This is a genomic window from Hydrogenophaga sp. GW456-12-10-14-TSB4, assembly GCF_059424305.1.
Genome location: NZ_JBWKZH010000024.1, coordinates 22,298 through 45,373, shown reverse-complemented (window position 1 = coordinate 45,373; position 23,076 = coordinate 22,298). Strand labels below are relative to the sequence as shown.

General features: G+C 68.0%; 24 protein-coding genes, 1 other RNA gene and 1 riboswitch. Of the genes, 19 read left to right on the top strand and 6 right to left on the bottom strand.

All coding sequences use genetic code 11. The features are described 5' to 3' along the window. Positions 1-25 precede the first annotated feature (25 nt). A riboswitch (cobalamin riboswitch) is annotated at positions 26-283 on the bottom strand. A gap of 50 nt (positions 284-333) precedes the next feature. The 8 genes from AC07ZS_RS13685 to AC07ZS_RS13650 all read left to right on the top strand — a co-directional run bounded on the left by AC07ZS_RS13685 (position 334) and on the right by AC07ZS_RS13650 (position 7,782). Then, positions 334-573, top strand: coding sequence for a DUF904 domain-containing protein (locus AC07ZS_RS13685; RefSeq protein ID WP_494799091.1), 240 nt, complete (start codon positions 334-336; stop codon positions 571-573). A 61-nt stretch (positions 574-634) separates the two neighbouring features. Then, positions 635-1,018, top strand: a complete 384-nt coding sequence (locus AC07ZS_RS13680) for a cell division protein ZapA (protein WP_494799090.1) — start codon at positions 635-637, stop codon at positions 1,016-1,018. A 73-nt stretch (positions 1,019-1,091) separates the two neighbouring features. After that, positions 1,092-1,271, top strand: a non-coding RNA gene (ssrS, locus tag AC07ZS_RS13675) — 6S RNA. A 2-nt stretch (positions 1,272-1,273) separates the two neighbouring features. Continuing rightward, positions 1,274-2,089, top strand: a complete 816-nt coding sequence (locus AC07ZS_RS13670; RefSeq protein WP_494799089.1) for a sulfite exporter TauE/SafE family protein — start codon at positions 1,274-1,276, stop codon at positions 2,087-2,089. A 222-nt stretch (positions 2,090-2,311) separates the two neighbouring features. Continuing rightward, complete coding sequence (locus tag AC07ZS_RS13665; RefSeq protein WP_494799088.1) at positions 2,312-2,761, top strand: SWIB/MDM2 domain-containing protein; 450 nt, start codon at positions 2,312-2,314, stop codon at positions 2,759-2,761. 140 nt (positions 2,762-2,901) lie between these two features. Next, positions 2,902-4,734 (top strand): adenylate/guanylate cyclase domain-containing protein, encoded by a 1,833-nt coding sequence (locus tag AC07ZS_RS13660; RefSeq protein WP_494799087.1) that lies wholly within the window; start codon positions 2,902-2,904, stop codon positions 4,732-4,734. Between the two features lie 16 nt (positions 4,735-4,750). After that, positions 4,751-5,851 (top strand): phosphatase PAP2 family protein, encoded by a 1,101-nt coding sequence (locus tag AC07ZS_RS13655; RefSeq protein ID WP_494799086.1) that lies wholly within the window; start codon positions 4,751-4,753, stop codon positions 5,849-5,851. After that, positions 5,848-7,782: a S8/S53 family peptidase gene (locus AC07ZS_RS13650; RefSeq protein WP_494799085.1), complete on the top strand. Its 1,935-nt coding sequence runs from the start codon at positions 5,848-5,850 to the stop codon at positions 7,780-7,782. Before AC07ZS_RS13655 ends, AC07ZS_RS13650 begins: the two co-directional genes overlap by 4 nt. A gap of 12 nt (positions 7,783-7,794) precedes the next feature. Here the strand turns inward: AC07ZS_RS13650 and AC07ZS_RS13645 are convergent, their stop codons facing one another. From AC07ZS_RS13645 to AC07ZS_RS13635, 3 genes are all read right to left on the bottom strand, one after another. Beyond that, on the bottom strand, positions 7,795-8,448 hold the full coding sequence (locus AC07ZS_RS13645) for a Crp/Fnr family transcriptional regulator (protein ID WP_494799084.1): 654 nt from the start codon (positions 8,446-8,448) through the stop codon (positions 7,795-7,797). Positions 8,449-8,459: 11 nt separating this feature from the next. Further along, the gene (locus tag AC07ZS_RS13640; protein ID WP_494799083.1) at positions 8,460-9,155 is read right to left on the bottom strand and encodes a helix-turn-helix transcriptional regulator; all 696 of its coding nucleotides are present in this window, start codon (positions 9,153-9,155) and stop codon (positions 8,460-8,462) included. Positions 9,156-9,241: 86 nt separating this feature from the next. Continuing rightward, positions 9,242-10,945, bottom strand: a complete 1,704-nt coding sequence (locus AC07ZS_RS13635) for a thiamine pyrophosphate-binding protein (protein ID WP_494799082.1) — start codon at positions 10,943-10,945, stop codon at positions 9,242-9,244. Between the two features lie 35 nt (positions 10,946-10,980). Between AC07ZS_RS13635 and AC07ZS_RS13630 the strand changes: the two genes are divergently transcribed. From AC07ZS_RS13630 to AC07ZS_RS13580, 11 genes are all read left to right on the top strand, one after another. After that, positions 10,981-11,631: a TetR/AcrR family transcriptional regulator gene (locus tag AC07ZS_RS13630; protein WP_494799081.1), complete on the top strand. Its 651-nt coding sequence runs from the start codon at positions 10,981-10,983 to the stop codon at positions 11,629-11,631. A gap of 79 nt (positions 11,632-11,710) precedes the next feature. Then, entirely contained in the window at positions 11,711-12,718 is a 1,008-nt protein-coding gene (locus AC07ZS_RS13625; RefSeq protein WP_494799080.1) for a Bug family tripartite tricarboxylate transporter substrate binding protein, read from the top strand. A gap of 21 nt (positions 12,719-12,739) precedes the next feature. After that, positions 12,740-13,237 (top strand): tripartite tricarboxylate transporter TctB family protein, encoded by a 498-nt coding sequence (locus tag AC07ZS_RS13620; RefSeq protein ID WP_494799079.1) that lies wholly within the window; start codon positions 12,740-12,742, stop codon positions 13,235-13,237. A 7-nt stretch (positions 13,238-13,244) separates the two neighbouring features. Beyond that, a complete protein-coding gene (locus tag AC07ZS_RS13615; protein ID WP_494799078.1) occupies positions 13,245-14,744 on the top strand; it encodes a tripartite tricarboxylate transporter permease in 1,500 nt (499 codons plus the stop codon). Further along, complete coding sequence (locus tag AC07ZS_RS13610) at positions 14,741-15,571, top strand: sugar phosphate isomerase/epimerase family protein (protein WP_494799077.1); 831 nt, start codon at positions 14,741-14,743, stop codon at positions 15,569-15,571. The genes AC07ZS_RS13615 and AC07ZS_RS13610 overlap by 4 nt, the downstream gene beginning before the upstream one ends. Continuing rightward, positions 15,568-16,923 carry an enolase C-terminal domain-like protein gene (locus AC07ZS_RS13605; protein WP_494799076.1) on the top strand — a complete coding sequence of 452 codons (1,356 nt, stop codon included), beginning with the start codon at positions 15,568-15,570 and terminating at the stop codon, positions 16,921-16,923. Before AC07ZS_RS13610 ends, AC07ZS_RS13605 begins: the two co-directional genes overlap by 4 nt. Positions 16,924-17,159: 236 nt before the next feature. Continuing rightward, entirely contained in the window at positions 17,160-18,131 is a 972-nt protein-coding gene (locus tag AC07ZS_RS13600) for a tripartite tricarboxylate transporter substrate binding protein (RefSeq protein WP_494799075.1), read from the top strand. A 44-nt stretch (positions 18,132-18,175) separates the two neighbouring features. Beyond that, entirely contained in the window at positions 18,176-19,339 is a 1,164-nt protein-coding gene (locus tag AC07ZS_RS13595) for a Gfo/Idh/MocA family protein (protein ID WP_494799074.1), read from the top strand. Between the two features lie 4 nt (positions 19,340-19,343). Further along, a complete protein-coding gene (locus AC07ZS_RS13590; protein WP_494799073.1) occupies positions 19,344-20,531 on the top strand; it encodes a dihydrodipicolinate synthase family protein in 1,188 nt (395 codons plus the stop codon). A 3-nt stretch (positions 20,532-20,534) separates the two neighbouring features. Next, complete coding sequence (locus AC07ZS_RS13585) at positions 20,535-21,413, top strand: sugar phosphate isomerase/epimerase family protein (RefSeq protein ID WP_494799072.1); 879 nt, start codon at positions 20,535-20,537, stop codon at positions 21,411-21,413. Between the two features lie 5 nt (positions 21,414-21,418). After that, on the top strand, positions 21,419-21,613 hold the full coding sequence (locus AC07ZS_RS13580) for a hypothetical protein (RefSeq protein ID WP_494799071.1): 195 nt from the start codon (positions 21,419-21,421) through the stop codon (positions 21,611-21,613). Here AC07ZS_RS13580 and AC07ZS_RS13575 read toward each other — a convergent pair. The 3 genes from AC07ZS_RS13575 to AC07ZS_RS13565 are packed head-to-tail and all read right to left on the bottom strand — an operon-like array spanning position 21,583 to position 23,043. After that, on the bottom strand, positions 21,583-22,101 hold the full coding sequence (locus AC07ZS_RS13575) for a DsrE family protein (protein WP_494799070.1): 519 nt from the start codon (positions 22,099-22,101) through the stop codon (positions 21,583-21,585). The two genes, AC07ZS_RS13580 and AC07ZS_RS13575, sit on opposite strands and share 31 nt — an antisense overlap. Positions 22,102-22,125: 24 nt before the next feature. Then, positions 22,126-22,743 carry a TetR/AcrR family transcriptional regulator gene (locus AC07ZS_RS13570; protein WP_494799069.1) on the bottom strand — a complete coding sequence of 206 codons (618 nt, stop codon included), beginning with the start codon at positions 22,741-22,743 and terminating at the stop codon, positions 22,126-22,128. A 30-nt stretch (positions 22,744-22,773) separates the two neighbouring features. Beyond that, positions 22,774-23,043: a hypothetical protein gene (locus tag AC07ZS_RS13565; RefSeq protein ID WP_494799068.1), complete on the bottom strand. Its 270-nt coding sequence runs from the start codon at positions 23,041-23,043 to the stop codon at positions 22,774-22,776. Between the last annotated feature and the right edge of the window lie 33 nt (positions 23,044-23,076).

The window sequence follows — 23,076 nt, the reverse complement described above, 5'->3', positions numbered from 1 at the left end:
ATCACGGTGAGGCGCCCGTTGCCAGACGCTCCACCACCTTGTTGGCCGGTATCCGGGCTGACAGACCGACCTCCATCGCCTTCCCAGATGACACGGCGTGTCGTCCAGTGGCTGTTGGATGGAGGCTGAGAGACCGTTCGCGCATGCGCTCATGGCCACTCGTCTGCTTACCGTTGCGGGGGCAGCGCAGGTTAGGTCCCATCCCTGGGGAATGACCCTCCTGCTTCCCGTTGAACTGCGGCATGTGAACCACACCGCGAGCACCAACAGCCGGCATTCTAAGCGGTACGCTCCCGGGGCAACCCTACAATGTGAAAACTTCGAGTCCCCACCATGGCCGATCCCAAGCACTTTGACCAGATCACCGAACGTGTCGAGCGCCTGTTGCTGCGACACGAGGAACTGCAGCGCACCAACAGCCTGCTGGTTGAACAGGTGCATGCGCTGCAGGCCGAGCGCGACTCGCTCAAGTCCCGGCTGATGGCCGCCCGCGCCCGCATCGATGCCCTGCTGGATCGCCTGCCCCCCGGCATGACCGATGCCGCCCCCGACACCCGCAAGGAACGATCATGAGCGCAGCGTCGGGCCGCCCCAAGCCAGCTCGCACCGCAGTGCGAAGCACGGAGGTATTTAAATGAACAAGCCCGGCAGCAAACAGATTGAAGTGCAGATCATGGGCCAGAGCTACCTGCTCTCGTGCCCACCGGGCGGCGAAGCGTCGCTGCTCGATGCGGTGGAGCGCGTGGACACCGCCATGTGCCGCATCCGCGATGCGGGCAAGGTGAAGGCGCGCGACCGCATCGCGGTGCTGGCCTCGCTCAACCTCGCGTTTGAACTCTCGCAAAAAGAAGCCGAGAGCTTCCAGGCCTCGTCGTTCGGCCAAGCCGAGCAGAGCGCGTTCGCCGAAGCCGGCGGCGGCTTCGACAGCGAGCCGCTCGATCCGCAGACGCAGGCCCGCGTGGAAGAGCTGATGCGCCGCCTGGACCAGACGCTGGACAAGGACGGCCGCCTGCTCTGATGCGCCGCCAGTCACTGCGCAGGAATATATCGACCGATGGTCCGCCAGGGGCCCATGCAGCGCCTACAATTTGCACTGTCTGCAGTGCGCGCCGGGCTTTATATTTCCTTGAACCAATGCTCATAGAGCCCGGGCTTGGTACATTGCGTGGCTGGTGCGAGCGTCTCGCGTCAGACGAACCCGAAGCCCCGCTGCCCTCGCCCACCTGAACCCCGGTTCAGGATGCCGGTCCGGCGGCACTTGCAGACACCTTTCATGCCTTTGGACCCCCTCCTGATTCTTGAGTTGGCCGCCCTCGGCCTTGGTACCGGTTTCCTGGCCGGCTTGTTGGGCATCGGTGGAGGCATGTTGATGGTGCCCTTCATCACCTTCATCCTCGCGGGACGCGGCGTGGAGGCGGACCTCGCGGTCAAGATGGCCATCGCCACCTCCATGGCCACCATCATCTTCACCTCCATCTCCAGCGTGCGCGCGCACCACAAGCGCGGTGCCGTGCGCTGGGACATCGTCAAGGGCCTGGCCCCCGGCATCGTGCTCGGCTCGGCCATCGCCAGCCTGGGCATCTTCGCCCTGCTCAAGGGCTCGTGGCTCGCGCTGTTCTTCGCGGCCTTCGTCGGCTTCTCGGCCACGCAGATGCTGCTCGACAAGAAACCCAAGCCCACGCGCACCCTGCCCGGCACGCCTGGCCTGGTGGGCGCCGGCAGCGTCATCGGTATGCTCTCGGGCCTCGTCGGTGCGGGCGGCGGTTTCGTCAGCGTGCCCTTCATGACCTGGTGCAACGTGACCATCCACAACGCCGTGGCCACCAGCGCGGCGCTCGGTTTTCCCATCGCACTGGCCAACGCCGTGGGCTATGTGATCGCGGGCCAGGGCCTGAGCGATCTGCCGGCCGGATCGTTCGGCTACATCTACCTGCCCGCGTTGGTGGTGATCGCTTTCTTCAGCGTGCTGATGGCACCGATGGGCGTGAAGGCCGCGCATGCGCTGCCAGTCAAATCGCTCAAGCGCGTGTTCGCCGGACTGCTGTACATGCTCGCCTCCTACATGCTCTACAAGGGCCTCACGGCCTGAGCCGCGCGGGCCGAAAATGCCCGCCCTCGCAGGCGCAGAGCGGCTCGAGTGGGAAGAAGTGTTGTTTTCCCCGCCAAAAACCCGCATCTCCCCTGCGCAAAGCTTGAAAAAAGCGCGTTCTCCACCTTGGATTGAAGGTTCATCTCCATTAGCATCCGAGACACCAGTGAGAAAGCGCGTTTTCCACTGGCGCATCGTCAACTTCTAGAAGGAAATTCAACCATGGCAACTGCGAAAAAAGCGCCCGCTAAAAAAGCGGCACCGGCCAAGAAGGCCGCAGCTCCTGCGAAGAAGGCCGCTCCGGCCAAGAAGGCAGCAGCTCCTGCGAAGAAGGCCGCTCCGGCCAAGAAGGCAGCCCCTGCGAAGAAGGCCGCTCCGGCCAAGAAGGCAGCCCCTGCGAAGAAGGCCGCTCCGGCCAAGAAGCGCACCCCGAACGCCGCGTTCATGAAAGCGCTGACCCCCAGCGCCGCCCTTGCCGCCATCGTGGGCAGCTCGCCCCTGCCGCGCACCGAAGTCACCAAGAAGATCTGGGACTACATCAAGAAGAACAAGCTGCAGGACTCGGTCAACCGTCGCATGATCAACGCCGACGCCAAGCTGAAGGAAATCTTCAAGAAGGCCCAGGCCTCGATGTTCGAAATGACCAAGCTGGTCAACGACCACCTGAAGTAAGCCTTCCTTCTTCACCCTCTCGGGTGCAACGAAGATCAGCAAAGCCGGCGCAAGCCGGCTTTGCTGTTTTTGCGCCTTCGCGTCTCAGCGTCGCGCGCGACATGTGAGAAACTGCAACAATTCTTGACACCTCAACAGGCATGACAGCCCGCCAGCCCGTGACCGCTTCGACTCTTCAGGAAGGCCAGGAAAACCCATCGAGCATGCCGCCGCTGCCGCAGCAGCGGCACAAGGTGGTGCTGGTGATCGACCTCGTGGAGTCGGTGCGGCTGATGGCGGCCAACGAGGCAGCGATCGTGAACCAGTGGCGCGGCTTCATGCACCACGCCACCTCGCAGGTGCTGCCGGCGTGCCACGGCCGCCTCGTCAAGAGCCTGGGCGACGGCCTGCTGGTGGAGTTCGACCGCCCCACCGACGGCGTGCGCGCGGCCCTCGCGCTGCACCAGTACTTCGCGCCGCTGAACCAGACGCTGCCGGCCTCCCAGCAGTTGCACCTGCGCGCCGGCCTCAATGCCACGAACCTCTACGTGGACGAGAACGACGTGTACGGCCACGGCGTGAACCTCGCCGCGCGCGTGGCCGACCTCGCGGCCCCCGGTGAGACCCTGGTGACCACCAGCGTGTTCGACGGCATCGTGGTCGGCGTGGACGCCGAGGTCGAAGACCGCGGCGAGAGTTACCTCAAGCACTGGCCCGAGCCGGTGCGCACCTGGCTGCTGTACCCGGTCTCCAGCACCTCGGCCGCCGTGCGCCCACGCGTGCCCGAAGGCGCCGCCACCGACTTCCGCCCGTCCATTGCCGTGGTGCCCTTTGAAACGCGCAGCCACGCCGCGGAACAATTCGTGATCGGCGAACTGATCGCCGACGGCGTGATCGCACAGCTCGCGCGCAGCCAGAACCTGCGCGTGATCTCCCGCATGTCCACCACGGCCTTCCGGGGCCGCCAAAGCAGCACGAACGAGATCGGCCATCACCTGGACGCTACCTTCGTGCTGGGAGGCAGCTATGTGACCTATGGCGACAAGGTCGTCATCATGGCCGAGCTCTCCGACCGCAAGCGCGGTGAAGTGATCTGGGCCGACCGCCTGACGGGCGATACGCGCGACCTGCTGGAGGCCCAGAGCAGCCTGCTCGACGCGCTGTGCGCCGCCTGCGCCAAGGCCCTGCTCAACGACGTGGTGCAGCGCACCCTGGTGCTGCCCGTGCCGCAGCTCGACAGCAACGCCCTGATGCTCGGCGGCATCACGCTCATGCACCGCTCCACGCCGCGCGACCTGCAGCGCAGCCTTCAACTGCTCGAAGCGGTGGTGGAGCGCCACAAGCGCGTGGCCACCCCCTGGGCCTGGCTCGCCAAGTGGCACATCATGCAGGTCGTGCAAGGCCTCTCGGGCGAACCGGCGCGCGACTTCCAGCGCGCCATCGACACCGCCGACCGCGCGCTCGACCTCGAACCGAGCAGCTCGCTGGCCATGGCGATCAAAGGCCACGCGCTGTGCCACCTGGGCGATGACGTGGACGCCTCGCACCGGCTGCTGCAGGAGGCCACGCAGAGCAACCCGAACGACCCGATGGCCTGGCTGTACAACAGCGTGTGGTCGACGATGTGGGGCACGCCGGAAGACTCGATGAATGAGGCGGAAAAAGCGCTGCACCTCTCGCCGCTGGACCCGCAGAAGTATTACTTTGAAATGATGCTGGCCACCAGTTGCGCCGCCCTGGAACAGTGGGACCGCGCCATCGAGCTCTGCAGAGCCTCGCTGATGAAGAACCGCTACCACCTGCCCACGATCCGCTGCCTGATCGTCGCGCAGCTGGAAAGCGGGAGCACCGACGCGGCCAGGGAGTCGTTCCAGCTGATGCGCACGCTGCAACCCGACCTGACCATCACGAAGTACATGGCTTCCGGGGGACAGAGTCCTCTGCGAAAGCGCGTGGCAAACGCACTGACCCAATTGGGTCTCCCTGTCCATTGACCAATAAGGAGTTGACATGAGTGGAGGAATGAGCGGAGGCATGAGTGGCGGCATGAGCGGGGGGATGAGCGGCGGCATGAGCGGCGGCATGAGCGGCGGGATGGGCACCACGGGCGGTGCCATGGTCTCGGCCGACGCCCTGATCCTCAGCCGCGCGGCCATCGTCGGGCCCTTCAACGGGGCGGTGCTGCACGTCAACGAACCGGCGTTCGACAACCCGCCGAACCTGGCGCTCTGGGCCGACGGCCCGCGCCACGAAGCCATCTTCTCGCAGCTCGTCGAGGGCCTGCTGTTCAAGACCCGCAGCGGTCCCAAGGACGCCACGCTCGAGTTCGCCAACCTCCAGACCAGCACCATCCAGCGCAAGCCGCTCGTGCGCATGCGCGCGCCCACCAAGGCGCAGTTCAAGAAGCAGCTCGACCTGGTGGCCTCCTACGCGGACCTGCGGGCCGACCGCGCGATCGAGATCGTGGACCAGCGCACACCGCCGATCCTGTTCTGGTCGTCCCTGCTCGGGCTCACGGCCCACCGCCACAAGAAAACCCTGCAGCTGATCGACCTGGTGTTCTCCTTGAGCGTGCTGGTGGAGATGCGCTTCAAGCAGATCTTCGCCAGCATCCGCCCGGTGGCGTTTTCGCCGCAGATCCAGCCCATGATCGAGACACCGGGACATGGCAGCTGGCCCAGCGGTCATGCCACCGAGGCCTTTGCCGTGGCCGTGCTTATGGAGGCCTTGCTGGATGCTGTACCGGGTACAGGATCCCCGCCCAACGGCACGCTGAACCGCGAGCAGATGCAGCGGTTGGCCGCGCGCATCGCGACCAACCGCGTGGTGGCGGGTGTGCACTACCCCGTGGACAGCGCGGGCGGGCGCCTGCTGGGCACGGCGCTGGCCGAATTCCTGGTGGCGCGCGCCACCGGCACCCGCGTGCACGAGCGCGGCTTCGATGGCCGCCTGTTTGAAGGCCCCAACGGCGAGCCGCTGGACTTCAGCCTGAACCAGTCGATGGACCACACCAGTGGCAACGCCTACACGCGCTCGGCCACGTCCACCGCCGTGGGCAACGCGCCGCTGCTGGCCTGGCTTTGGGGGGAAGCGCTCAAGGAGTGGGCATGAGCGGCCCAGCTTGGCAGCCGCTGCCCACCGGCGAATTCACCGGCATCGACTGGAACGCGCCGGGTGCCATCGACGGTGAAGACCCCTACCTGATCTGGGCAGAGGCTGATCAGTTCGCGGGCTACCACCTCGGCCGCGGCAAGAAGCCGCCCAAGTGGCTGCCGATCGTGATCGAGCTCACCAGCGAGGCCGATGTGCCGGCGCTGGTGGCGGCCTCCTCCACCGCGTGGCTGCAGATTCCCCGCGTGTACCTCAACGTGCCCGGGCTGCGCTTCTGCACCGCGCGGGTGAAGAAGCGCTTCTTCGACCAGTTGCGCAACAACCCGCACCTGCGCAGCCTCATCCTGCGCTTCGAGCTCGGGTTGCCAGTGGGCCACCACACGCACCCCCTGGTTGACCCCTGCACACCCGACAGCCATCCCGACCACGTGCCCGGCCTGCTCGACGGCAAGGTGCTGGGCCTGATCGACGGCGGCCTGGCCTTCGCCAACGAGCAGTTCCTCGATGCCCAGGGCCGCACGCGCGTGAAGCACTTCTGGCGCCAGGATGACACGGTCAACGGCAACTGGCCCGGCAACCAGCCGCACCACTGCGTGCCGCTGGACCCCGCGCGCGCCGGCCCGACCCCGTGCGACATGGGCTACGGGCACGAACTCTCGGGCGCGGCCATCGACGCGGCCATGGCCGCCTACACACGCCACGGCCAGCTGGACGAGGACGCCCTCTATGAACACCTGCAGCTCTGGGACCTCACCCGCCCGGTGAACCACGGCACGCACGTGATGAGCCTGGCCTGCGGCAAGGGCACCCTGCTGCACCCCAGGGACGACGAGGCCAGCCGCTGCGACCTGGTCGCGGTGCAGCTCGACTGGTCGAACGTGCTCGACACCTCGGGCGGCGCGATGAACGTGAGCGTGCTCGACGGGCTGATGTACATCCTCGCGCGCTGCGCGCCCAGCGCGCAGCTGGTGGTCAACATCAGCTGGGGCACGCTGGCCGGTCCGCACGACGGCACCTCGGTGCTGGAAGCGGCGATGGACCAGCTGGTCGCGCTGCTGGGCGGCCGCCTGCAGATCGCCGTGCCCGCCGGCAACGCCTACCAGAGCCGCACCCACGCCAACGCCACGCTGCCCCCCGGCGGCTCGGTGGCGCTGCACTGGCGCGTGCAACCCGACGACCGCACCGAGAGCTACCTGGAGATCTGGCTGCCCGCGGGTGCACAGAACGTGCGGATCAGCGTGACGCCGCCCGGCCAGACCCAGCCCCTGCCGCCGATGGCCATGGGCCAGGGCGGCACCTGGGTGGACGCGCAGGGCGCGCCGCTGTGCGGCCTGATCTACCCCACCACCTCGGCCCTGGGCAGCCACGGCACCTGCGCCCTGCTGGCGCTGGCGCCCACCTTCAGCCGCCGAAAATCGGTGGTGACCGGGCCCTTCGGTACCTGGAAGGTGGTGCTGAGCAACACCGGCACCACGGGCACCCTGTTCGACGCCTACATCGAACGCGACGACGTGGCCATCGGCCAGAACACGGGCGCGCGGCAGTCCTACCTGGAAGACGTGTTCTACGACACCAGCGGCAACCTGGGCTCTTTCGTGGACCACGCCGACAACCCGACGCCGGTGCGCCGCAGCGGCACCTTCAACAGCCTGTCGACCGGCCAGAACACCGTGAGCGTGGGCGGCGTGCGTGCAGAGTCGTCGGCGGGTGGGCACTTCGCGCTGTACTCCCCGCGCAAGCCCGACCCCGATGCGGGCCGTCCGCAGCGACCGGGTGTGAAGATGGTCCCCGAGACGCTCAAGCCCAGCGACGACAACCCCGCCCTCTGGGGCGTGCTCGGTGCGGGCAGCCGCAGCGGCAGCGTGGTGCGCCTCGTCGGCACCAGCTCGGCCGCGCCGCTGCAGGCGCGGGACATGGTCAACGGCCTCTGAGCCGCCGCCCGCTCACCAGCGGGCGGGCAAGGGCTTGCGCAGCACGATCCAGCGCTCGCGCACCGCGATGTAGCCGCCGGTCTCCAGGTCCTTGAGCAGGCGGCTCACCATCTCGCGCGAGCAGGCGAGGTGCTGCGCGATCTGCTGGTGGGTCAGGCGCTCCTTCAGCGGGCGCTCGCCATTCCCGTCGGGCTGGCCGCTGGCCAGCTCGTTGAGCAGGCGCACCAGGCGGCCGTAGACATCGATCAGCGCCACGCTGCGCGCGCTGTCCGTCGCCAGGCGGGCGCGCCGGATCAGCCGGGCCATGAGCTCCAGAGCGAACTCGGGGTGGGCGGCGATGTAGTCGAGCAGGACGGCGCGCGAGACCACCGCGCAGGTGCTGGCGTCGGCGGCTTCCACGTTGGCCGAGCGCGGCCCGCCGTCGAGCGACATCTCGCCCACGTACTCGAGCGGCCCGTACATGCCCAGCGTGAGCTCGCGGCCCTGGTTGTCGGACACGAACGCCCGCAGCCGCCCCTGCAGGACGATGTAGAGCGTGTCGCCGGTCTCGCCTTCCTGGATCAGCAATGCCCCACGGCGGTACCGCCGCGCGACCCCGAGGGTCGCGAGCGCTTCAATGTGGTGGGTGTTGGGAGAGGGTACGAAGGAAACGGCGGGGGCAGGCATCCAGGCTCACGTCACGGGTGGGAATACTCCGTGGCATTGTGAGGCATGGGCGTGATGATGCGCAAGGCAGGGACCACCGGCGGCAGGCTGTTGACCCGGTGCAACAGCCGGCGGATGCTGGGTGCGCCGGCTTTTTCGCGCAGCGTCTTGATCTGGCTGCGCACGGTGGACTCGGCCACGCCGTGGTGCTCGGCGATCTCGTTGATCTGCAGACCGCTGCACAGCCCCATGAGCACCGACTCTTCGCTCGGGCTCAGGTTCAGGGATCGCGCGAACATGCGCACCGCGAGGTTGTCGCAGGTGCTCTGGCGCGACAGCAGCACCAGCACCGAAGGGGCATCGGCCTCCAGCGGGTGGCTCAGCGGCGTGAACGCCATCGACAGCTCCTTGTCGCCCGACGTGAGCATCAGCAGCTTGCGCTGCCCGCGGAACGAGGACTCCATGGCCTGCTGGATCTGCGAGGTGAACTCGGCGCTGCTGCCCAGCAGGCTGTTGCCGTACGACATGATGACCCGCCCGATGGCGAGTTCATGGCGCGCCAGGTGGTTGGCGTGCAGGATGTGACCCTGCGCGTCGATGATCAGCATGCCGTAGTCGATCTCGTCGAACACCCGCATCAGGTGCTGCGAGCCCAGGCTGGCGCGCAGGCCCAAACCGCCCGCGACGTCCGCGCCGCCGTTCCAAACCGTGTCCTTTGCCTGCCACATGACCCACTCCTGTTGATGGATGGGCCAGTCTAGGCAGGGGCGCTATCGACCGGGTGTGTGAAGCTGCCCCGCGCTTTGTGATGTATTCACCGGGCCGCGCGCTGGGCCGCCTGCCGGATCGCGCCGAGCGTGCCGCGCGTGGTGATCACATCCACGTCCAGCAGCACCTCGATGACCGTGCCCACCGGCGCGGCCAGGGCGCGCTGCAGCGCGGGCTCGAATTCGGCGGTGTGGGTGATGCGCTCGGCCGCGTAGCCGTAGGCCCGGGCCAGCGCACAGAAGTCGGGGTTGCTCAGGCCCGAGCCGCTCACGTGCGCCGGGTACTCGCGCTCCTGGTGCATGCGGATGGTGCCGAAGCTGCCGTTGTTGAGCAGCAGCACGATGCTCTTCGCGCCGTGCTGCATGGCGGTGGCCAGTTCCTGCCCGTTCATGAGGAAATCGCCGTCGCCCGCGATGGTGAACGCGGTGCGTCCGCTGACGATGGCCGCGCCGATGCCGGCCGGGACACCGTAGCCCATCGCCCCGTTGGTGGGCGCGAGCTGCGTCTTGTGGCCCTTGGCCAGGCCATGGTGGCGGAAGAAGCGGTGCAGCCAGCTGGCGAAGTTGCCCGCGCCGTTGGTGAGCACGGCGTCGGCCGGCAGGTGCCGCTGCAGGGTGTGGATGATGGCCGGCATGTCGATGGTGCCCGGCAGGGTGATGCCGCCGTTGGCCACGTCGATGTTGGCGAGGTAGTCGGCATGGCAGTCTTGCGCCCACGCGCTCCAGGGCACCGAAGGCGGCGCGGTGAGCACCTCCAGGCTGCGCGCGGCGGCGTTCATGCTGGCGTGGATGGCGAGCGTGGGCTGGTACACCCGCCCCAGTTCCTCGGCGCTGGCGTGGATGTGCACCAGCTTCTGCGCCGGCACCGGCGCCTCGACCAGCGTGTAGCCACCCGTCGTGGCCTCGCCCAGGCGCGGGCCCAGCGCGATCAGCAGGTCGCTCTCGCGCACGCGGCGCGCCAGCGCGGGGTTGATGCCCAGCCCCACGTCGCCCGCGTACAGCGGGTGGTGGTTGTCGAAGGTGTCCTGGAAACGAAACGCATTGGCCACCGGCAGCTGCCAGTTCTCGGCGAAGCGCTGCAGCGCGGCGGCGGACTGCGGCGTCCAGCCGCCGCCCCCGGCGATCACCAGCGGGCGCTCGCTCGCCAGCAGCAGTGTGCGCAGCTCGCGCAGCGCACCCGGGTCGCTCCAGGCCTGCACCGGCTCCACGCGCGGCAGCGGCTCGGCGTCCACCGCCTGCGTGAGCATGTCCTCGGGCAGCACCAGCACCACCGGGCCAGGCCGGCCGTTCATGGCGGTGGCGAAAGCCCGCGCCACGTACTCGGGGATGCGGCGCGCATCGTCGATGCGCTCCACGCGCTTGGCCATGCCCTTGGTGGACGGGCCGAAGAAGGCCGCGTAGTCCACCTCCTGGAAGGCCTCGCGGTCGCGCGCGTCGCTCGCCACATCGCCCACGAACAGCACCATGGGCGTGGAATCCTGGAACGCGGTGTGCAGGCCGATCGAGGCGTTGGTGGCGCCGGGCCCGCGCGTCACGAAACACACGCCGGGCCGGCCGCTCAGCTTGCCGTGGGCCTCGGCCATGAAGGCCGCGCCGCCCTCCTGCCGGTTGGTCACGAAGCGGATGCGATCGGCATGGGCGTGAAAGCCGTCGAGCACCGCCAGATAACTTTCGCCCGGGACACCGAAGGCGTGGGTCACACCCTGGACAATGAGGCATTCCACGAGCAGATGGCCAGCGATCCGGGTCATTTGACTTTATTAACCAATTAGAGAATTATGTTGGTATGAGCAGCACACCCACACCGGTCGCGGAAGAGCGCTTGAGAGACGCCGACCGATCGCAGAATACCATCCTGAACGCGGCGCGGGACGAGTTCTCCGAGCATGGGCTGGGGGGTGCGCGCATGGACCGCATCGCCGAGCGCGCCGGCCTCAACAAGCGCCTCATCTACTACTACTTCGAGGACAAGGAGCGCTTGTTCCAGGCGGTGCTGGAGCAGGCCTACCGCGACATCCGCGAAGAGGAACAGCAGCTCAACCTGCTGCACCTCAAGCCCGAGATCGCGCTGCGCCGGCTGGTCGAGTTCACCTGGAACTACTACCTCGAGCACCCCGAGTTCCTGACCCTGCTCAACAGCGCCAACCTGCACCGGGCGCGGCACCTCGCGCAATCCGAGCGGGCGCGCCAGCTCAACTCGCCGCTGATCGCCACACTGGCCGAGGTGGTCGAACGCGGCCACGCCGACGGCACCTTCCGCGGCGGCGTCGACCCCTTGCAGCTCTACGTGTCGATCGCCGGCCTGTCCTACTTCTACCTCTCGAACAACCACACGCTGTCGGCCATCTTCGGGCGCGACCTCATGACGCCCAAGGCGCACAGCGAACGGCTCTCCCACATGTGCGACGTGATCCTAGGGTATGTCCTGAGGAACTGAGGCAGCTGGCGGCTTGACGGCACAGGGGGGTGGTTTCTAGTATTAACTGCTCGGTGAATTAAAACCCTGGAGACAACGCATGAAGACCGCCCTGCCCCTTCGCCACCTGTTGATCACCTCCCTGTTGGCCGTTGCCTCGGCCAGCGCCATGGCCCAGTGGAAGCCCGACCGACCGATCACCCTGATCGTGCCCTGGGCGCCGGGCGGCTCCACCGACCAGGTCACGCGCGTCACCGCCGCCGAGCTGGAAAAACACCTGGGCCAGAAGATCGTGGTGATGAACCAGCCCGGCGCCTCGGGCTCGGTGGGCACCAAGAACGCGCTGGCGGCACCGGCCGACGGCTACACCTGGACGGCCGGCGGCGCCAAGGACCTGGGCACCTACAAGGTGCTGGGCATGCTCGACACCTCCGCCACCGACTGGAACCTGTACCTGAACGTGGCGCACATCGCGGTGGTCGGCGTCAACGCCGATGCGCCCTACAAGACCATGACCGAGCTGCTGGCCGCGATGAAGGCCAAGCCGGGCGCGGTCTCGGTCGCCACGGCGGGCGTGAACTCCAGCGGCCATTCGGCCATCGAGGCCATCGCGCGCGCCGCCGGCGTCACCTACAAGCACGTTACCTACGACGGCGGCGCACCGGCCGCCGTGGCCGCCGCTTCGGGCGAGACGGAAGTGACGACGCAGCTCGCGGCCGAGCAGACCGACATGATCCGCGCCAAGAAGATCCGCCCGCTGGCGGTGGTGGGCGACAAGTCGATCGAGATCGAGGGCTTCGGCACCATCCCGCCGCTGTCGCAATTCATCCCGGGCTTCAAGGACCCGATCAACTACTTCGGTATCTTCGTGCCCAAGGGCGCGCCGCCGGTGGTGGCGCAGACGCTGGACAGGATCTGGGCCACCGAAATGGTCAAGAGCGAGGCCCTGCGCAAGTACGCGCAGGCGCGCGGCGCCATGTTCGCGCCGATGGCGGGCGAAGAGGCGCAGAAGGCCGTGTTCCCGGCCATCCAGTCCTACGCCTGGACGCAACAGGCCGCCGGCAAGGCCAAGGTGTCGCCCGACACCGTCGGCATTCCCAAGCCCTGATCCCACCACCCGGAAGACAACATGAGCGAGGGTGGAAAAACCGCCCGCTCCGACCTCTGGGGCGGCGCGGGCTGGGTGGTGTTGGGCCTGGTGATCGTGGTTGGTTCGGTGCGCATGGACCGCTTCGAGTCCATGGGCGCGCAGCTCTACACCATGCCGGGCTTCGTGCCCGGCATGATCGGCGGCGTCGTGGCCCTGCTTGGCCTGGTGCTGATGCTGCGCGGCTGGCTGCGGCGCAACCAGGAAACCGCCCCGCAAGAGACGGCGCCGGTCGAGCCGCTGCTCAACCGGCGCATCGGCATCACCATGGTGCTCACGCTGGTGTACGCGGGCCTGCTGATCGGGCGCGCGCCGTTCTGGCTGGTCACGGCCCTGTTCGTCACGGCCTTCGTGGCCCTGTTCGCACCGCCGGGCCAGACGCCCGCGCGCCGCGCCACCGCGGCCCTGCTGGCCGGTGTGCTCACGTCGGCCGCCGTCACCCTGGTGTTCCAGCACATCTTCCTCGTTCGTCTTCCCTAGGAGCTCCATGTTTGACGGACTGATCATGTTCGGGCAATCGATCGCGCGCTTCAGCGGGCCCGAGACAATTGCCTACGCCCTGCTGGCCTCGCTGGTCGGCGTGGTCATGGGTGCCCTGCCGGGCCTCACCGCCACGATGGCCCTGGCGCTGATGACCACGCTCACGCTCAAGCTGCCGCCCAGCCAGGCGCTGCTGATCCTGATCTGCACCTACGTGGGCTCGATCTACGGCGGCTCGCGCTCGGCCATCCTGCTCAACATCCCGGGCACGCCGGCCTCGGCCGCGTCCTGCCTGGACGGCTATGCGCTCGCGCGCCAGGGCCTGGCCGGCCGCGCCATGGGCATCGCCACCACCGGCTCGGTCATGGGCACGCTGATCGGCATGTTCTTCCTGGCCACGCTCACGCCCGTGCTCGGTGGCCTGGCGCTGAAGTTCGGCGCCTACGAGTTCTTCTGGCTGGCGCTCTTCGGCGTCATCATCGCCGGCACGCTCACCGGCGACGACCCGCTCAAGGGCTGGATCGCCGGCATCGCCGGCCTGTTCATCGCCACCATCGGCCAGGAGCCGCAATACGGCTACGAGCGTTTCGCCTGGGGCGTGCGCGACCTCGCGGGCGGCATCCAGCTGGTGCCCGCGCTGGTGGGGGCCTTCGGTTTCGCCGAACTGCTCACCGCCATGCGCAACCGGCAAGCGCCCGTGAAGATCAGCGCCTTCGACACCGTCATCCCCAAGGTGCGCGACGTGCTGCAGTACTGGCGCACCATCCTGCGCTCGGGTCTGATCGGCACCGGTGTGGGCATCGTGCCGGGCGTGGGCGAGGACGTGGCGGCCTGGTCGTCGTACGCTGCCGCCAAGCGCGCGAGCAAAGAGAAAGAGAAGTTCGGCAAGGGCTCGATCGAGGGCCTGATGGCCGCTGAAACGGGCGACAACGCCTGCGTGCCCGGCGCGGTGATTCCGGTGCTCACCCTGGCCATTCCCGGCTCGGCGCCGGCCGCCGTGCTGATGGCCGCGATGATCATCCACGGCGTGAAGCCGGGGCCGCTGATCATGGTGGAGAACCCGGAGTTCGTGTACGACGTGGTGACCATGATGCTGTTCGCCACCATCGGCATCCTGATCTTCGGCCTGGTGCTCACCAAGGCCCTGGTGCAGGTGCTGCGCGTGCCCCAGCACCTGATCACGCCCATCGTCTTCGTGCTGTGCACCGTGGGCAGCTTCGCCATCGCCGGGCGGCTGTTCGACGTCTACGTGATGCTGGCCTTCGGCCTGATCGGTTTCTTCCTGCGCCACCACGGCTACCCCATGGCGCCGCTGGTGCTGGGCATCGTGCTCGGCGACCTGATGGAGAAAAACCTGCGCCGCGCGCTCATCCTGTCTGACGGCGACCTCTCGCCCTTCTTCACCCGCCCCATCGCCGGCACCGTCGCCGCCCTGATCTTCGCCACCATCGCCTGGAAGCTCTGGACGCTGTACGGCCGCCGGGCCCGCCCCGGGGCGCCGGCATGAAACTGGCCCTGTGCAACGAGGTGCTTCAGCCCCTGCCGCTGGCCGCGCAGTGCGAGGCCGCCGAGCGCATGGGCTATGACGCGCTGGAGATCGCCCCGTTCACGCTGACCGACGACCCCGAGGCGCTCGACACCGCCGCCGCCCACCGCGTGCGCGCCACCGCCCACAACCATGGCCTGGCCGTCTCCAGCCTGCACTGGCTGCTGGTCAAGCCCGCCGGCCTTTCGCTGGTGAGCGAAGACGCAGCGCTGCACCGCCGCACACTGGACCTGCTGCGCCGCCTGATCGACTTCGCCGCCGCCTGCGGCGCGCGCGTGCTGGTGCACGGCTCGCCCAGACAGCGCTCGCCCGGCCCCGGGCAGAGCGTGGCGGACGCTGCCGCGCGCTTCGAGGCCGCCATGGCCGAACTCGCGCCACACGCCGCGCAGGCGGGCGTGGTCTATTGCATCGAACCGCTCGGCCGCTTCGAGACCCCGGTGATCAACACCGTGGCCGAAGCCGCCGCGGTGGTGGACCGCATCGGCTCGCCCGCCATCCGCACCATGCTCGACGTGAGCGCCGCCTCGCACAACGAGAGCGAGCCCGTGCACGAGGTGCTGCGCCGCTTTCTCGCCAGCGGCCACATCGCGCACGTGCAGGTGAACGACAGGAACCGCCGCGGCCCCGGCCAGGGCGAGACCGACCAGCGCCCCGTGCTGCAGGCGCTGAAAGACATGCGCTACGCCGGCTGGGTGGCGGTGGAACCCTTTGAATACGTGCCCGACGGCCCAGCCTGCGCCCAGGCCGCAGCTCAGCACGTGCGCGACCTCTGGAGAACCCTGTCATGACCGCTGTGACCCTGCGCGTGCTCGACGTCGAGCTGTACGAGCGCCACGTCACCCTGCGCCTGCCGTTCCGGTTCGGCGCGGCCACCGTCACGCAATGCCCGCAAGCCTTCGTGCGCGTGCTCGCCGAGGTGGAGGGGCGGCGCGTGGAAGGCGCCGGCGCCGAGCTGATGGTGCCCAAGTGGTTCGACAAATCGCCCGCGCTCACCCACGAACAGAACTTCGAGCAGTTGCGCGAGTCGCTGCGCAACGCGCGCGAGGCCGTGCTGGCCACCCGCGGTGCGCTCAGCCCCCATGCCCTTTCGCACGAAGCAGGCGAAGCCGCCATCGAGACCTCGGTGGCCCGGCGCCTGCCGCGCCTGGCCGCGCAATTCGGACCGGCCCTGCTGGACAAGGCCGTGGCAGACGCGGCACTGCGCGCGGCGGGCCGGCCGTGGGTCGACGGCGTGCACGCCGGTGTGCTCGGCGACCCCTGGGGCCCGCGGCTCGAGCTGACGCGCCCCGCGCACGTGGTGCTGCGCCACACCGTGGGCCTGGCCGACCGGCTGGTGGAGAGCGACGAAGGCGCCGACCCGCAGGACGGCCTGCCCGCCACGCTGGAGGCCGCGATCCGGCGCCACGGCCTGCACCACTTCAAGCTCAAGCTCTGCGGCCAGATCGGTGCCGACGTCGAGCGCCTCACGCGCATCGCCGAGGTGCTGCAGCGCCTGGGCGGTGACTACCGCGTCACGCTCGACGGCAACGAAACCTTCAACGACGCCACCGGCCTGGGCCGGTTCTGGCAGGCGCTGCGCACCACGCCCGCGCTGGCCGATCTGCTGCGCCGCACCCTGCTGCTCGAACAACCGCTGGCGCGCGCGGTGGCGCTGCGCGAATCGATCGCCTCGCTGGGCATCGGGGTGCCGGTGATCCTGGACGAGTCCGACGACCACGTGGCCGCGCTCGACGAAGGCCTGGCCCTGGGTTACCACGGCATCTCCAGCAAGGCCTGCAAGGGCATCTACCGCTCGCTGCGCAACGCCCACCGCATCGCGCAGGACCCGCGCCTGCTGCTCTCGGGCGAAGACCTCACCTGCCAGGCCGGCCTGGCCGTGCAGCAGGACACCCTGCTCGCGGCCAGCCTGGGCGTGCGCCACATCGAGCGCAACGGCCACCACTACGTGGACGGTTTCGGCACAGCGCCGGCCGACGAAGCGCTGGCCTTCGCCCGCGCCCACCCAGGCTTCTACGAGACCACGGCGGGCCGCCCGCACCTGGCGGTGCACGAGGGCCGGCTCGACCTGAACGCGCTGCACGTCCCGGGATTTGCGACCGCCGCCGTGCCGCAGTGGCGCAGCCTGCAGGCGATCGCCTGACACTTCACCATTTGGTTAATAAAAAGCCGCTGGCGAGAGACCGTCAGTTTTTCGTCCGAAGAGCGTCGGGCGGTTAATCCGCCTCCTACTTGGGAATTTTCCCTGGGGAAAACCCTTAAAAACAAACCCGCAAGCAACACTTGCAGTTCTGCCGCGGCTGCTTCTATAATTTCCTCTATTCACTGAATGGTGAATTAAATCAACAACCGGTCCTTTTCACTGGAGACAAGATCAAGATGAAACTGATTCACGCTACGGCCCTGGCCGCGTTCGCCCTGACCGCCAGCCTGCCCGCCGCCGCCCAGCAGGCCTACCCGAACAAGGCCATCCGCGTGATCGTGCCGTTCGCGGCCGGCAGCACCACGGACATCATTGCGCGCGCGATCACGGACAAGATGAGCCAGAGCATGGGCCAGCCCATCGTGGTGGACAACCGTGGCGGCGCCAGCGGCACCATCGGCCAGGCGGCGGTGGCCACGGCCGCGCCTGACGGCTACACGATCATGATTCACTCGTCTTCGCACACGGTGAGCCCGTCCACCTTCGCCAAGCTGTCCTTCGACACCGTGGGCGACTTCGCGGGCGTGACCCCGATCTCCTCCACGCCGAACGTGCTGGTGATCGCCCCGAGCAAGAACATCAAGACGCTGCCGCAACTGGTGGCCAACGCCAAGGCCAACCCGGGCAAGATGAACTTCGCCTCCGCCGGCCAGGGCAGCGCCACCCACCTCAACGCCGAGAAGTTCAAGATGGCCGCGCACATCGACGCGGTGAACATCCCCTTCAAGGGCTCCGCCGAAGCCGTCACCGAAGTGCTCGCCGGCCGCGTGGACTACTACTTCTCGCCCATCGCCCCGGTGATCGGCCAGATCAAGGAAGGCCAGCTGCTGGCCCTGGCCGTGGGCTCGCCGCGCCGCGCCAGCGCCCTGCCCGACGTGCCCACCACCGCCGAAGCCGGCGTGCCGGGCTCCGAATTCAACTTCTGGATCGGGATGATGGCCCCGGCCAAGACGCCGCGCGACGTCGTCAACCGCCTGCACGACGAAGTCGTCAAGGCCCTGGCCACGCCCGAAGTGAAGGAACGTTTCCTCAAGCTGGGCGCCGACGCCTGGACGCTCAAGCCCGAGCAGTTCGATGCCTACATCAAGGAAGAAATCAAGAGCAACGCCGCGCTGGTGAAAGCCGCCGGCCTGCAAGTGACCAACTGACCCCAGCCCGGGGTTTTCAAAGAGAGAAGAGAAGGAACTCGACAATGGCCGTTCAACAACTCGGGATCATCATGCACGGCGTGACCGGACGCATGGGCATGAACCAGCATCTGATCCGCTCCATCTGCGCGATCCGCGCGCAAGGCGGTGTGACGCTCTCCAACGGCGACCGGGTGATGCCCGACCCCATCCTGATCGGCCGCAACGCCGAGAAGATGGAAGCGCTGGCCAAGGCCCACAACATCCCGCGCTGGGGCACCGACCTCGATGCCGCGCTGGCCAACAAGAGCGACACCATCTTCTTCGACGCCGGCACCACGCAGATGCGCCCCACCCTGCTGGCCAAGGCCATCCGCGCCGGCAAGCACGTGTACTGCGAGAAGCCCATCGCCACCAACCTCAACGAGGCGGTGGAGATCGCGCGCCTGGCGGAGCAGTCCGGCCTCAAGCACGGCGCCGTGCAGGACAAGCTGTTCCTGCCCGGGCTGCGCAAGCTCGACATGCTGCGCCGCGCCGGCTTCTTCGGCCGCATGCTCAGCGTGCGCCTGGAGTTCGGCTACTGGGTGTTCGAGGGCGACCTGCAGCCGATCCAGCGCCCGAGCTGGAACTACCGCAAGGAAGACGGCGGCGGCATGATCCTGGACATGATGTGCCACTGGCGCTACGTGCTGGACAACCTGTTCGGTGAAGTGAAGTCGGTCTCGTGCATCGGCACCACGCACATCCCGACCCGCTGGGACGAAGCCGGCAAGCCTTATGAGTGCACCGCCGACGACGCCGCCTACGCCACCGCCGAACTCACGGGCCACAACGGCGAAAACGTGATCGCGCAGCTCAACATGAGCTGGGCCACCCGCGTGAACCGCGACGACTTGGTGACCTTCCACGTCGACGGCACGCACGGCTCCGCCGTCGCCACGCTGACCGGCTGCAAGGCCCAGAGCCGCGTGAACACGCCGCGCCCGGTGTGGAACCCGGACGTCAAGCAGACCATGAACTTCTCCGAGCAATGGCAGGACGTGCCGGACACGCAGGTGTACGACAACGGCTTCAAGATCCAGTGGGAACACTTCATCCGCCACGTGGTGGAGAACGAGCCCTACAAGTGGACGCTGCCCGAAGGCGCCAAGGGCGTGCAGCTGGTGGAAGCCGCGCTGGAAAGCTGGGAGCAGCGCCGCTGGGTCGACGTGCCCGAACTGAAAGTCTGACGCCATGGCACTGTCCCTGAAACTGCCCTCGGCTTCGGGCAAGGTCGAGGCCTACACCCTGCGCGGCACCACCCCGGTGAAGCCCGCGCCGGGCGTGAAGTTCAACCGCATCGCGTACTCCGCCGCCCACGTCGTCGCCGACCCGCTCGCCGCCATCGATCCCTGGCTGCAGTGCGCGGTGGACTGGGATGCGACCATCGCCTACCGCCAGCGGCTCTGGTCGCTCGGCCTGGGCGTGGCCGAGGCCATGGACACCGCGCAGCGCGGCATGGGCCTGGACTGGCCCACCTCGCTCGAGCTGATCCGCCGCTCGCTCGACGCCGCCAAGGATGTGCCCGGCGCGCTGGTGGCCTCGGGCTGCGGCACCGACCACCTGGTGCCGGAGAACGTGAAGACGGTCGATGAAGTCATCGCCGGCTACGAAGAGCAGATGGCCGCCATCGAAAAGCTCGGCGGCAAGCTGATCGTGATGGCCAGCCGCGCCCTGGCCCGCGTCGCCAAAAGCCCGGCCGACTACGAGCGCGTGTACGACCGCATCCTGAGCCAGGCGAAACAGCCCGTGGTGCTGCACTGGCTGGGCGACATGTTCGACCCCGCGCTCAAGGGCTACTGGGGCGACAACGACCCCGACAAGGCGATGGACACCGCGCTGGCCGTGATCGCCGCGCACCCGGACAAGGTGGGCGGCATCAAGATCTCCCTGCTCGACAAGGACAAGGAGATCGCGATGCGCCGCCGCCTGCCCCCGGGCGTGCGCATGTACACCGGCGACGATTTCAACTACGCCGAACTCATCGCCGGCGACGGCTTCGGCGCCGAGAAGACGCACGGCCAGAGCGACGCGCTGCTGGGCATCTTCGACGCCATCGCCCCCGCCGCCAGCGCCGCGCTGGGCGAACTCGCGCAGGGCAACCTGCAGAAGTTCCACGACATCCTCGGCCCCACGGTGCCGCTATCGCGCCACATCTTTGCCGCGCCCACGCGCTTCTACAAGACCGGCGTGGTCTTCATGGCCTGGCTCAACGGCCACCAGTCGCACTTCACCATGGTCGGCGGCCAGCAGAGCACGCGCTCGCTGCCCCACTTCGCCGAGCTGTTCCGCCTGGCCGATGCGGCCAACCTGCTGGAACAGCCCGAGCTGGCCGTGCGCCGCATGGGCACGCTGCTGGCGCTGCACGGCGTGGAGGCCTGATCGATGCGCGACTTCTCGCAAGACCACCGCTGGCTGTCCCTCAACACCGCGACCGTGCGCAAGAGCCGGGGGCAGGACCTGCCGCTCACCGACATCCTCGACGCCTGCGCGCGCCATGGCATCCCGGCGATCTCGCCGTGGCGCGACCAGGTGGCTGCGGTCGGTCTGAAGACCGTCTCAGCCCAGGTGAAGTCGCTCGGCCTGAAACTCTCGGGCTACTGCCGGGGCGGCATGTTCCCGGCAGTGGACGCCGCCGGGCTGCAGGCCGCGCGCGACGACAACCGCCGCGCGGTGGACGAGGCCTGTGAGTTGAACGCGCCCTGTCTGGTGCTGGTGGTCGGCGCCCTGCCCGGCGCGCTGGCCGGCCAGGCCGCGCACAAGGACATCGGCCACGCGCGCCAGCAGGTGAGCGAGGGCATTGCCGAGCTGCTCGACTACGCCAAGGCCAACGGCATGCCGCTGGCCATCGAGCCCCTGCACCCGATGTACGCGGCCGACCGCGCCTGCATCAACACCATGGAACAGGCGCTGGACGTGTGCGACGCGCTCGACCCGGGCCGGACCGGCGCGATCGGCGTGGCGGTGGACGTGTACCACGTGTGGTGGGACCCCAAGCTGCAGGCGCAGATCGAGCGCGCCGGCAAGAGCCGCCTGCTGGCCTTCCACGTGTGCGACTGGCTCACGCCCACCGCCGACCTGCTCAACGACCGGGGCATGATGGGCGATGGGGTGATCGACATCCCGCGCATCCGTGGCTGGGTGGAAGCGCAAGGCTTCGCCGGCTTTAGCGAGGTGGAGATCTTCTCCACCGGCAACTGGTGGAAGCGCGATCACGACGAGGTCTTGAAGACCTGCATCGAGAGGCACCGAAGCGCGGTGTGATCTCCATGCCCGCACGGCGCTTCCCGCAGCGCGGGCGCTGCGGAGACAACCGCCAGCAAGGCTTTCCTGAGCGCCTGCGCATCGTCCAGCAGCGGAGGCGCAACGCGGTGTTCCGCGAGCGCCCCACCCTCGGCTGGCGCCCCGTGTGTCTGGTGCAAACCTGGCTCGCTCACTTCTTCAACTGCGGCTGGTCCATGTAGCGCACGTCCTTGACGGGCAGCGGGATCGGGTTGATGTAGCGGTAACCCTGGGCCTGCAGGTAGGCGATCTCCGGAAACCCGGCCGGTACCACCGTGATGAAGCCGTGCATGTCGCTGGGCTGGAAACCGGCGGCGCGCATGGCGTTGCTGCACATGCGGAACTCGACGCCGTTCTTCGCCAGCTCGGCCATCTTGTCGACGATGCCCTGGTACTTCTCGTAGTTCTCTTTCGCGAATACCCGAAGCTCGGGACCGTGCGTCACCACCACCATCTTGCCTTTGAGCGGCGTGCGGGTGTTGTTGACGAAGTTGTAGAGGATGTTCATGTCGCCGGGGTTCTCGTAGTTGAGATCGAACACGGCGTTGATGGTCGGGTACTCGTGCATGTCGACCTTGGCGGTGCCGTAGGGCGCGAACTCGTCGGCAGAGGCCGCAACGGCGCCGAAAACCAACGCCGATGCAAGCAAGGTGCGAGCGAAAAATGTCATCGTCAAAACTCCAGGGTGAAAAAACTAACAGGTGCTGGCGCGCGGTTCCAGCGAGCGAAGCCAGGCCTTGATCTGCCTGGCCTGGGTATCGATGACCTTCGGATCCTTGAGTGCGTTCGCGAGCACGCCCATGCCCTGCAGCGAACACAACAGCTGAATGGCGTGCTGGTGCGCGCTGCGCGCGAGGCCCATGGCGGTGAACTGGCGCGTGCACCACGCCATCAGCAGCGCGAAGGGTTTTGACGCCAGCTGGCCAAGCGTCCCGCCGTCCTTGCCCAGCTCGTAGCACAGGCTGCCGACCGGGCAGCCGTGCCGGGTGTCGGACTCCCGGTCGCGCAGCCAGACATCGGCCAGCGACGCGAGCCGGGCGCGCGGGTTCTTGAGCGCGTCCCAAGCCGTCAGGCGGCCCTGGATGACGCCGACGCGCAAATCCATGATGGCGCTGGCGAGCAGCTCCTTGGTCGGGAAATAGAAATGCACGCTGCCCAGCGGGATGCGCGCCGCCGCGGCGATGTCCGCCAGGGAAGTGTTGGCAAAACCGTGGCGATGGACCAGATCGGCCGCCGTCTCGGTCAGGTGCTGGCGCTTCAGTTCACTCTCTGCCCGCGATGCCATGTGATACCCCAAAAACCAGTTGATCAACTGGATTATGGGATTTCGACATGGCGACTGTCAACGCGTGATGAGCGCCTCGTTGCTCGCTGTCAGCACGGCGGCCGGAAGCGAGCCGCGCCGCGCGGCCTCGTCGGCCAGGATCAGCGAGCCCGTCGTGCGCTGCTGCAGGCGGCGCTGTTCGCCGCGCTGCGTCACGTCATCGAGCACCGCCACGAACCACATCAGCAGCAGGCCGGCGGCAGCGAACAGCAGCCAGACCAGGGCGTTGGAAAAGACGTTGAGCCAGCCGCTGTCGCGGGGCGGGCTCAGGCGGGCGGTGCTGTTCATGGGGGTCTCCTCGGTGCGGTGTTGGACTTGAAC

Bases quoted from the DNA above. Each gene is read 5' to 3' on its own strand.
- AC07ZS_RS13685 (WP_494799091.1), top strand. From the start codon at position 334: ATGGCCGATCCCAAGCACTTTGACCAGATCACCGAACGTGTCGAGCGC.
- AC07ZS_RS13680 (WP_494799090.1), top strand. From the start codon at position 635: ATGAACAAGCCCGGCAGCAAACAGATTGAAGTGCAGATCATGGGCCAG.
- AC07ZS_RS13670 (WP_494799089.1), top strand. From the start codon at position 1,274: ATGCCTTTGGACCCCCTCCTGATTCTTGAGTTGGCCGCCCTCGGCCTT.
- AC07ZS_RS13665 (WP_494799088.1), top strand. From the start codon at position 2,312: ATGGCAACTGCGAAAAAAGCGCCCGCTAAAAAAGCGGCACCGGCCAAG.
- AC07ZS_RS13660 (WP_494799087.1), top strand. From the start codon at position 2,902: ATGACAGCCCGCCAGCCCGTGACCGCTTCGACTCTTCAGGAAGGCCAG.
- AC07ZS_RS13655 (WP_494799086.1), top strand. From the start codon at position 4,751: ATGAGTGGAGGAATGAGCGGAGGCATGAGTGGCGGCATGAGCGGGGGG.
- AC07ZS_RS13650 (WP_494799085.1), top strand. From the start codon at position 5,848: ATGAGCGGCCCAGCTTGGCAGCCGCTGCCCACCGGCGAATTCACCGGC.
- AC07ZS_RS13645 (WP_494799084.1), bottom strand. From the start codon at position 8,448: ATGCCTGCCCCCGCCGTTTCCTTCGTACCCTCTCCCAACACCCACCAC.
- AC07ZS_RS13640 (WP_494799083.1), bottom strand. From the start codon at position 9,155: ATGTGGCAGGCAAAGGACACGGTTTGGAACGGCGGCGCGGACGTCGCG.
- AC07ZS_RS13635 (WP_494799082.1), bottom strand. From the start codon at position 10,945: ATGACCCGGATCGCTGGCCATCTGCTCGTGGAATGCCTCATTGTCCAG.
- AC07ZS_RS13630 (WP_494799081.1), top strand. From the start codon at position 10,981: ATGAGCAGCACACCCACACCGGTCGCGGAAGAGCGCTTGAGAGACGCC.
- AC07ZS_RS13625 (WP_494799080.1), top strand. From the start codon at position 11,711: ATGAAGACCGCCCTGCCCCTTCGCCACCTGTTGATCACCTCCCTGTTG.
- AC07ZS_RS13620 (WP_494799079.1), top strand. From the start codon at position 12,740: ATGAGCGAGGGTGGAAAAACCGCCCGCTCCGACCTCTGGGGCGGCGCG.
- AC07ZS_RS13615 (WP_494799078.1), top strand. From the start codon at position 13,245: ATGTTTGACGGACTGATCATGTTCGGGCAATCGATCGCGCGCTTCAGC.
- AC07ZS_RS13610 (WP_494799077.1), top strand. From the start codon at position 14,741: ATGAAACTGGCCCTGTGCAACGAGGTGCTTCAGCCCCTGCCGCTGGCC.
- AC07ZS_RS13605 (WP_494799076.1), top strand. From the start codon at position 15,568: ATGACCGCTGTGACCCTGCGCGTGCTCGACGTCGAGCTGTACGAGCGC.
- AC07ZS_RS13600 (WP_494799075.1), top strand. From the start codon at position 17,160: ATGAAACTGATTCACGCTACGGCCCTGGCCGCGTTCGCCCTGACCGCC.
- AC07ZS_RS13595 (WP_494799074.1), top strand. From the start codon at position 18,176: ATGGCCGTTCAACAACTCGGGATCATCATGCACGGCGTGACCGGACGC.
- AC07ZS_RS13590 (WP_494799073.1), top strand. From the start codon at position 19,344: ATGGCACTGTCCCTGAAACTGCCCTCGGCTTCGGGCAAGGTCGAGGCC.
- AC07ZS_RS13585 (WP_494799072.1), top strand. From the start codon at position 20,535: ATGCGCGACTTCTCGCAAGACCACCGCTGGCTGTCCCTCAACACCGCG.
- AC07ZS_RS13580 (WP_494799071.1), top strand. From the start codon at position 21,419: ATGCCCGCACGGCGCTTCCCGCAGCGCGGGCGCTGCGGAGACAACCGC.
- AC07ZS_RS13575 (WP_494799070.1), bottom strand. From the start codon at position 22,101: ATGACATTTTTCGCTCGCACCTTGCTTGCATCGGCGTTGGTTTTCGGC.
- AC07ZS_RS13565 (WP_494799068.1), bottom strand. From the start codon at position 23,043: ATGAACAGCACCGCCCGCCTGAGCCCGCCCCGCGACAGCGGCTGGCTC.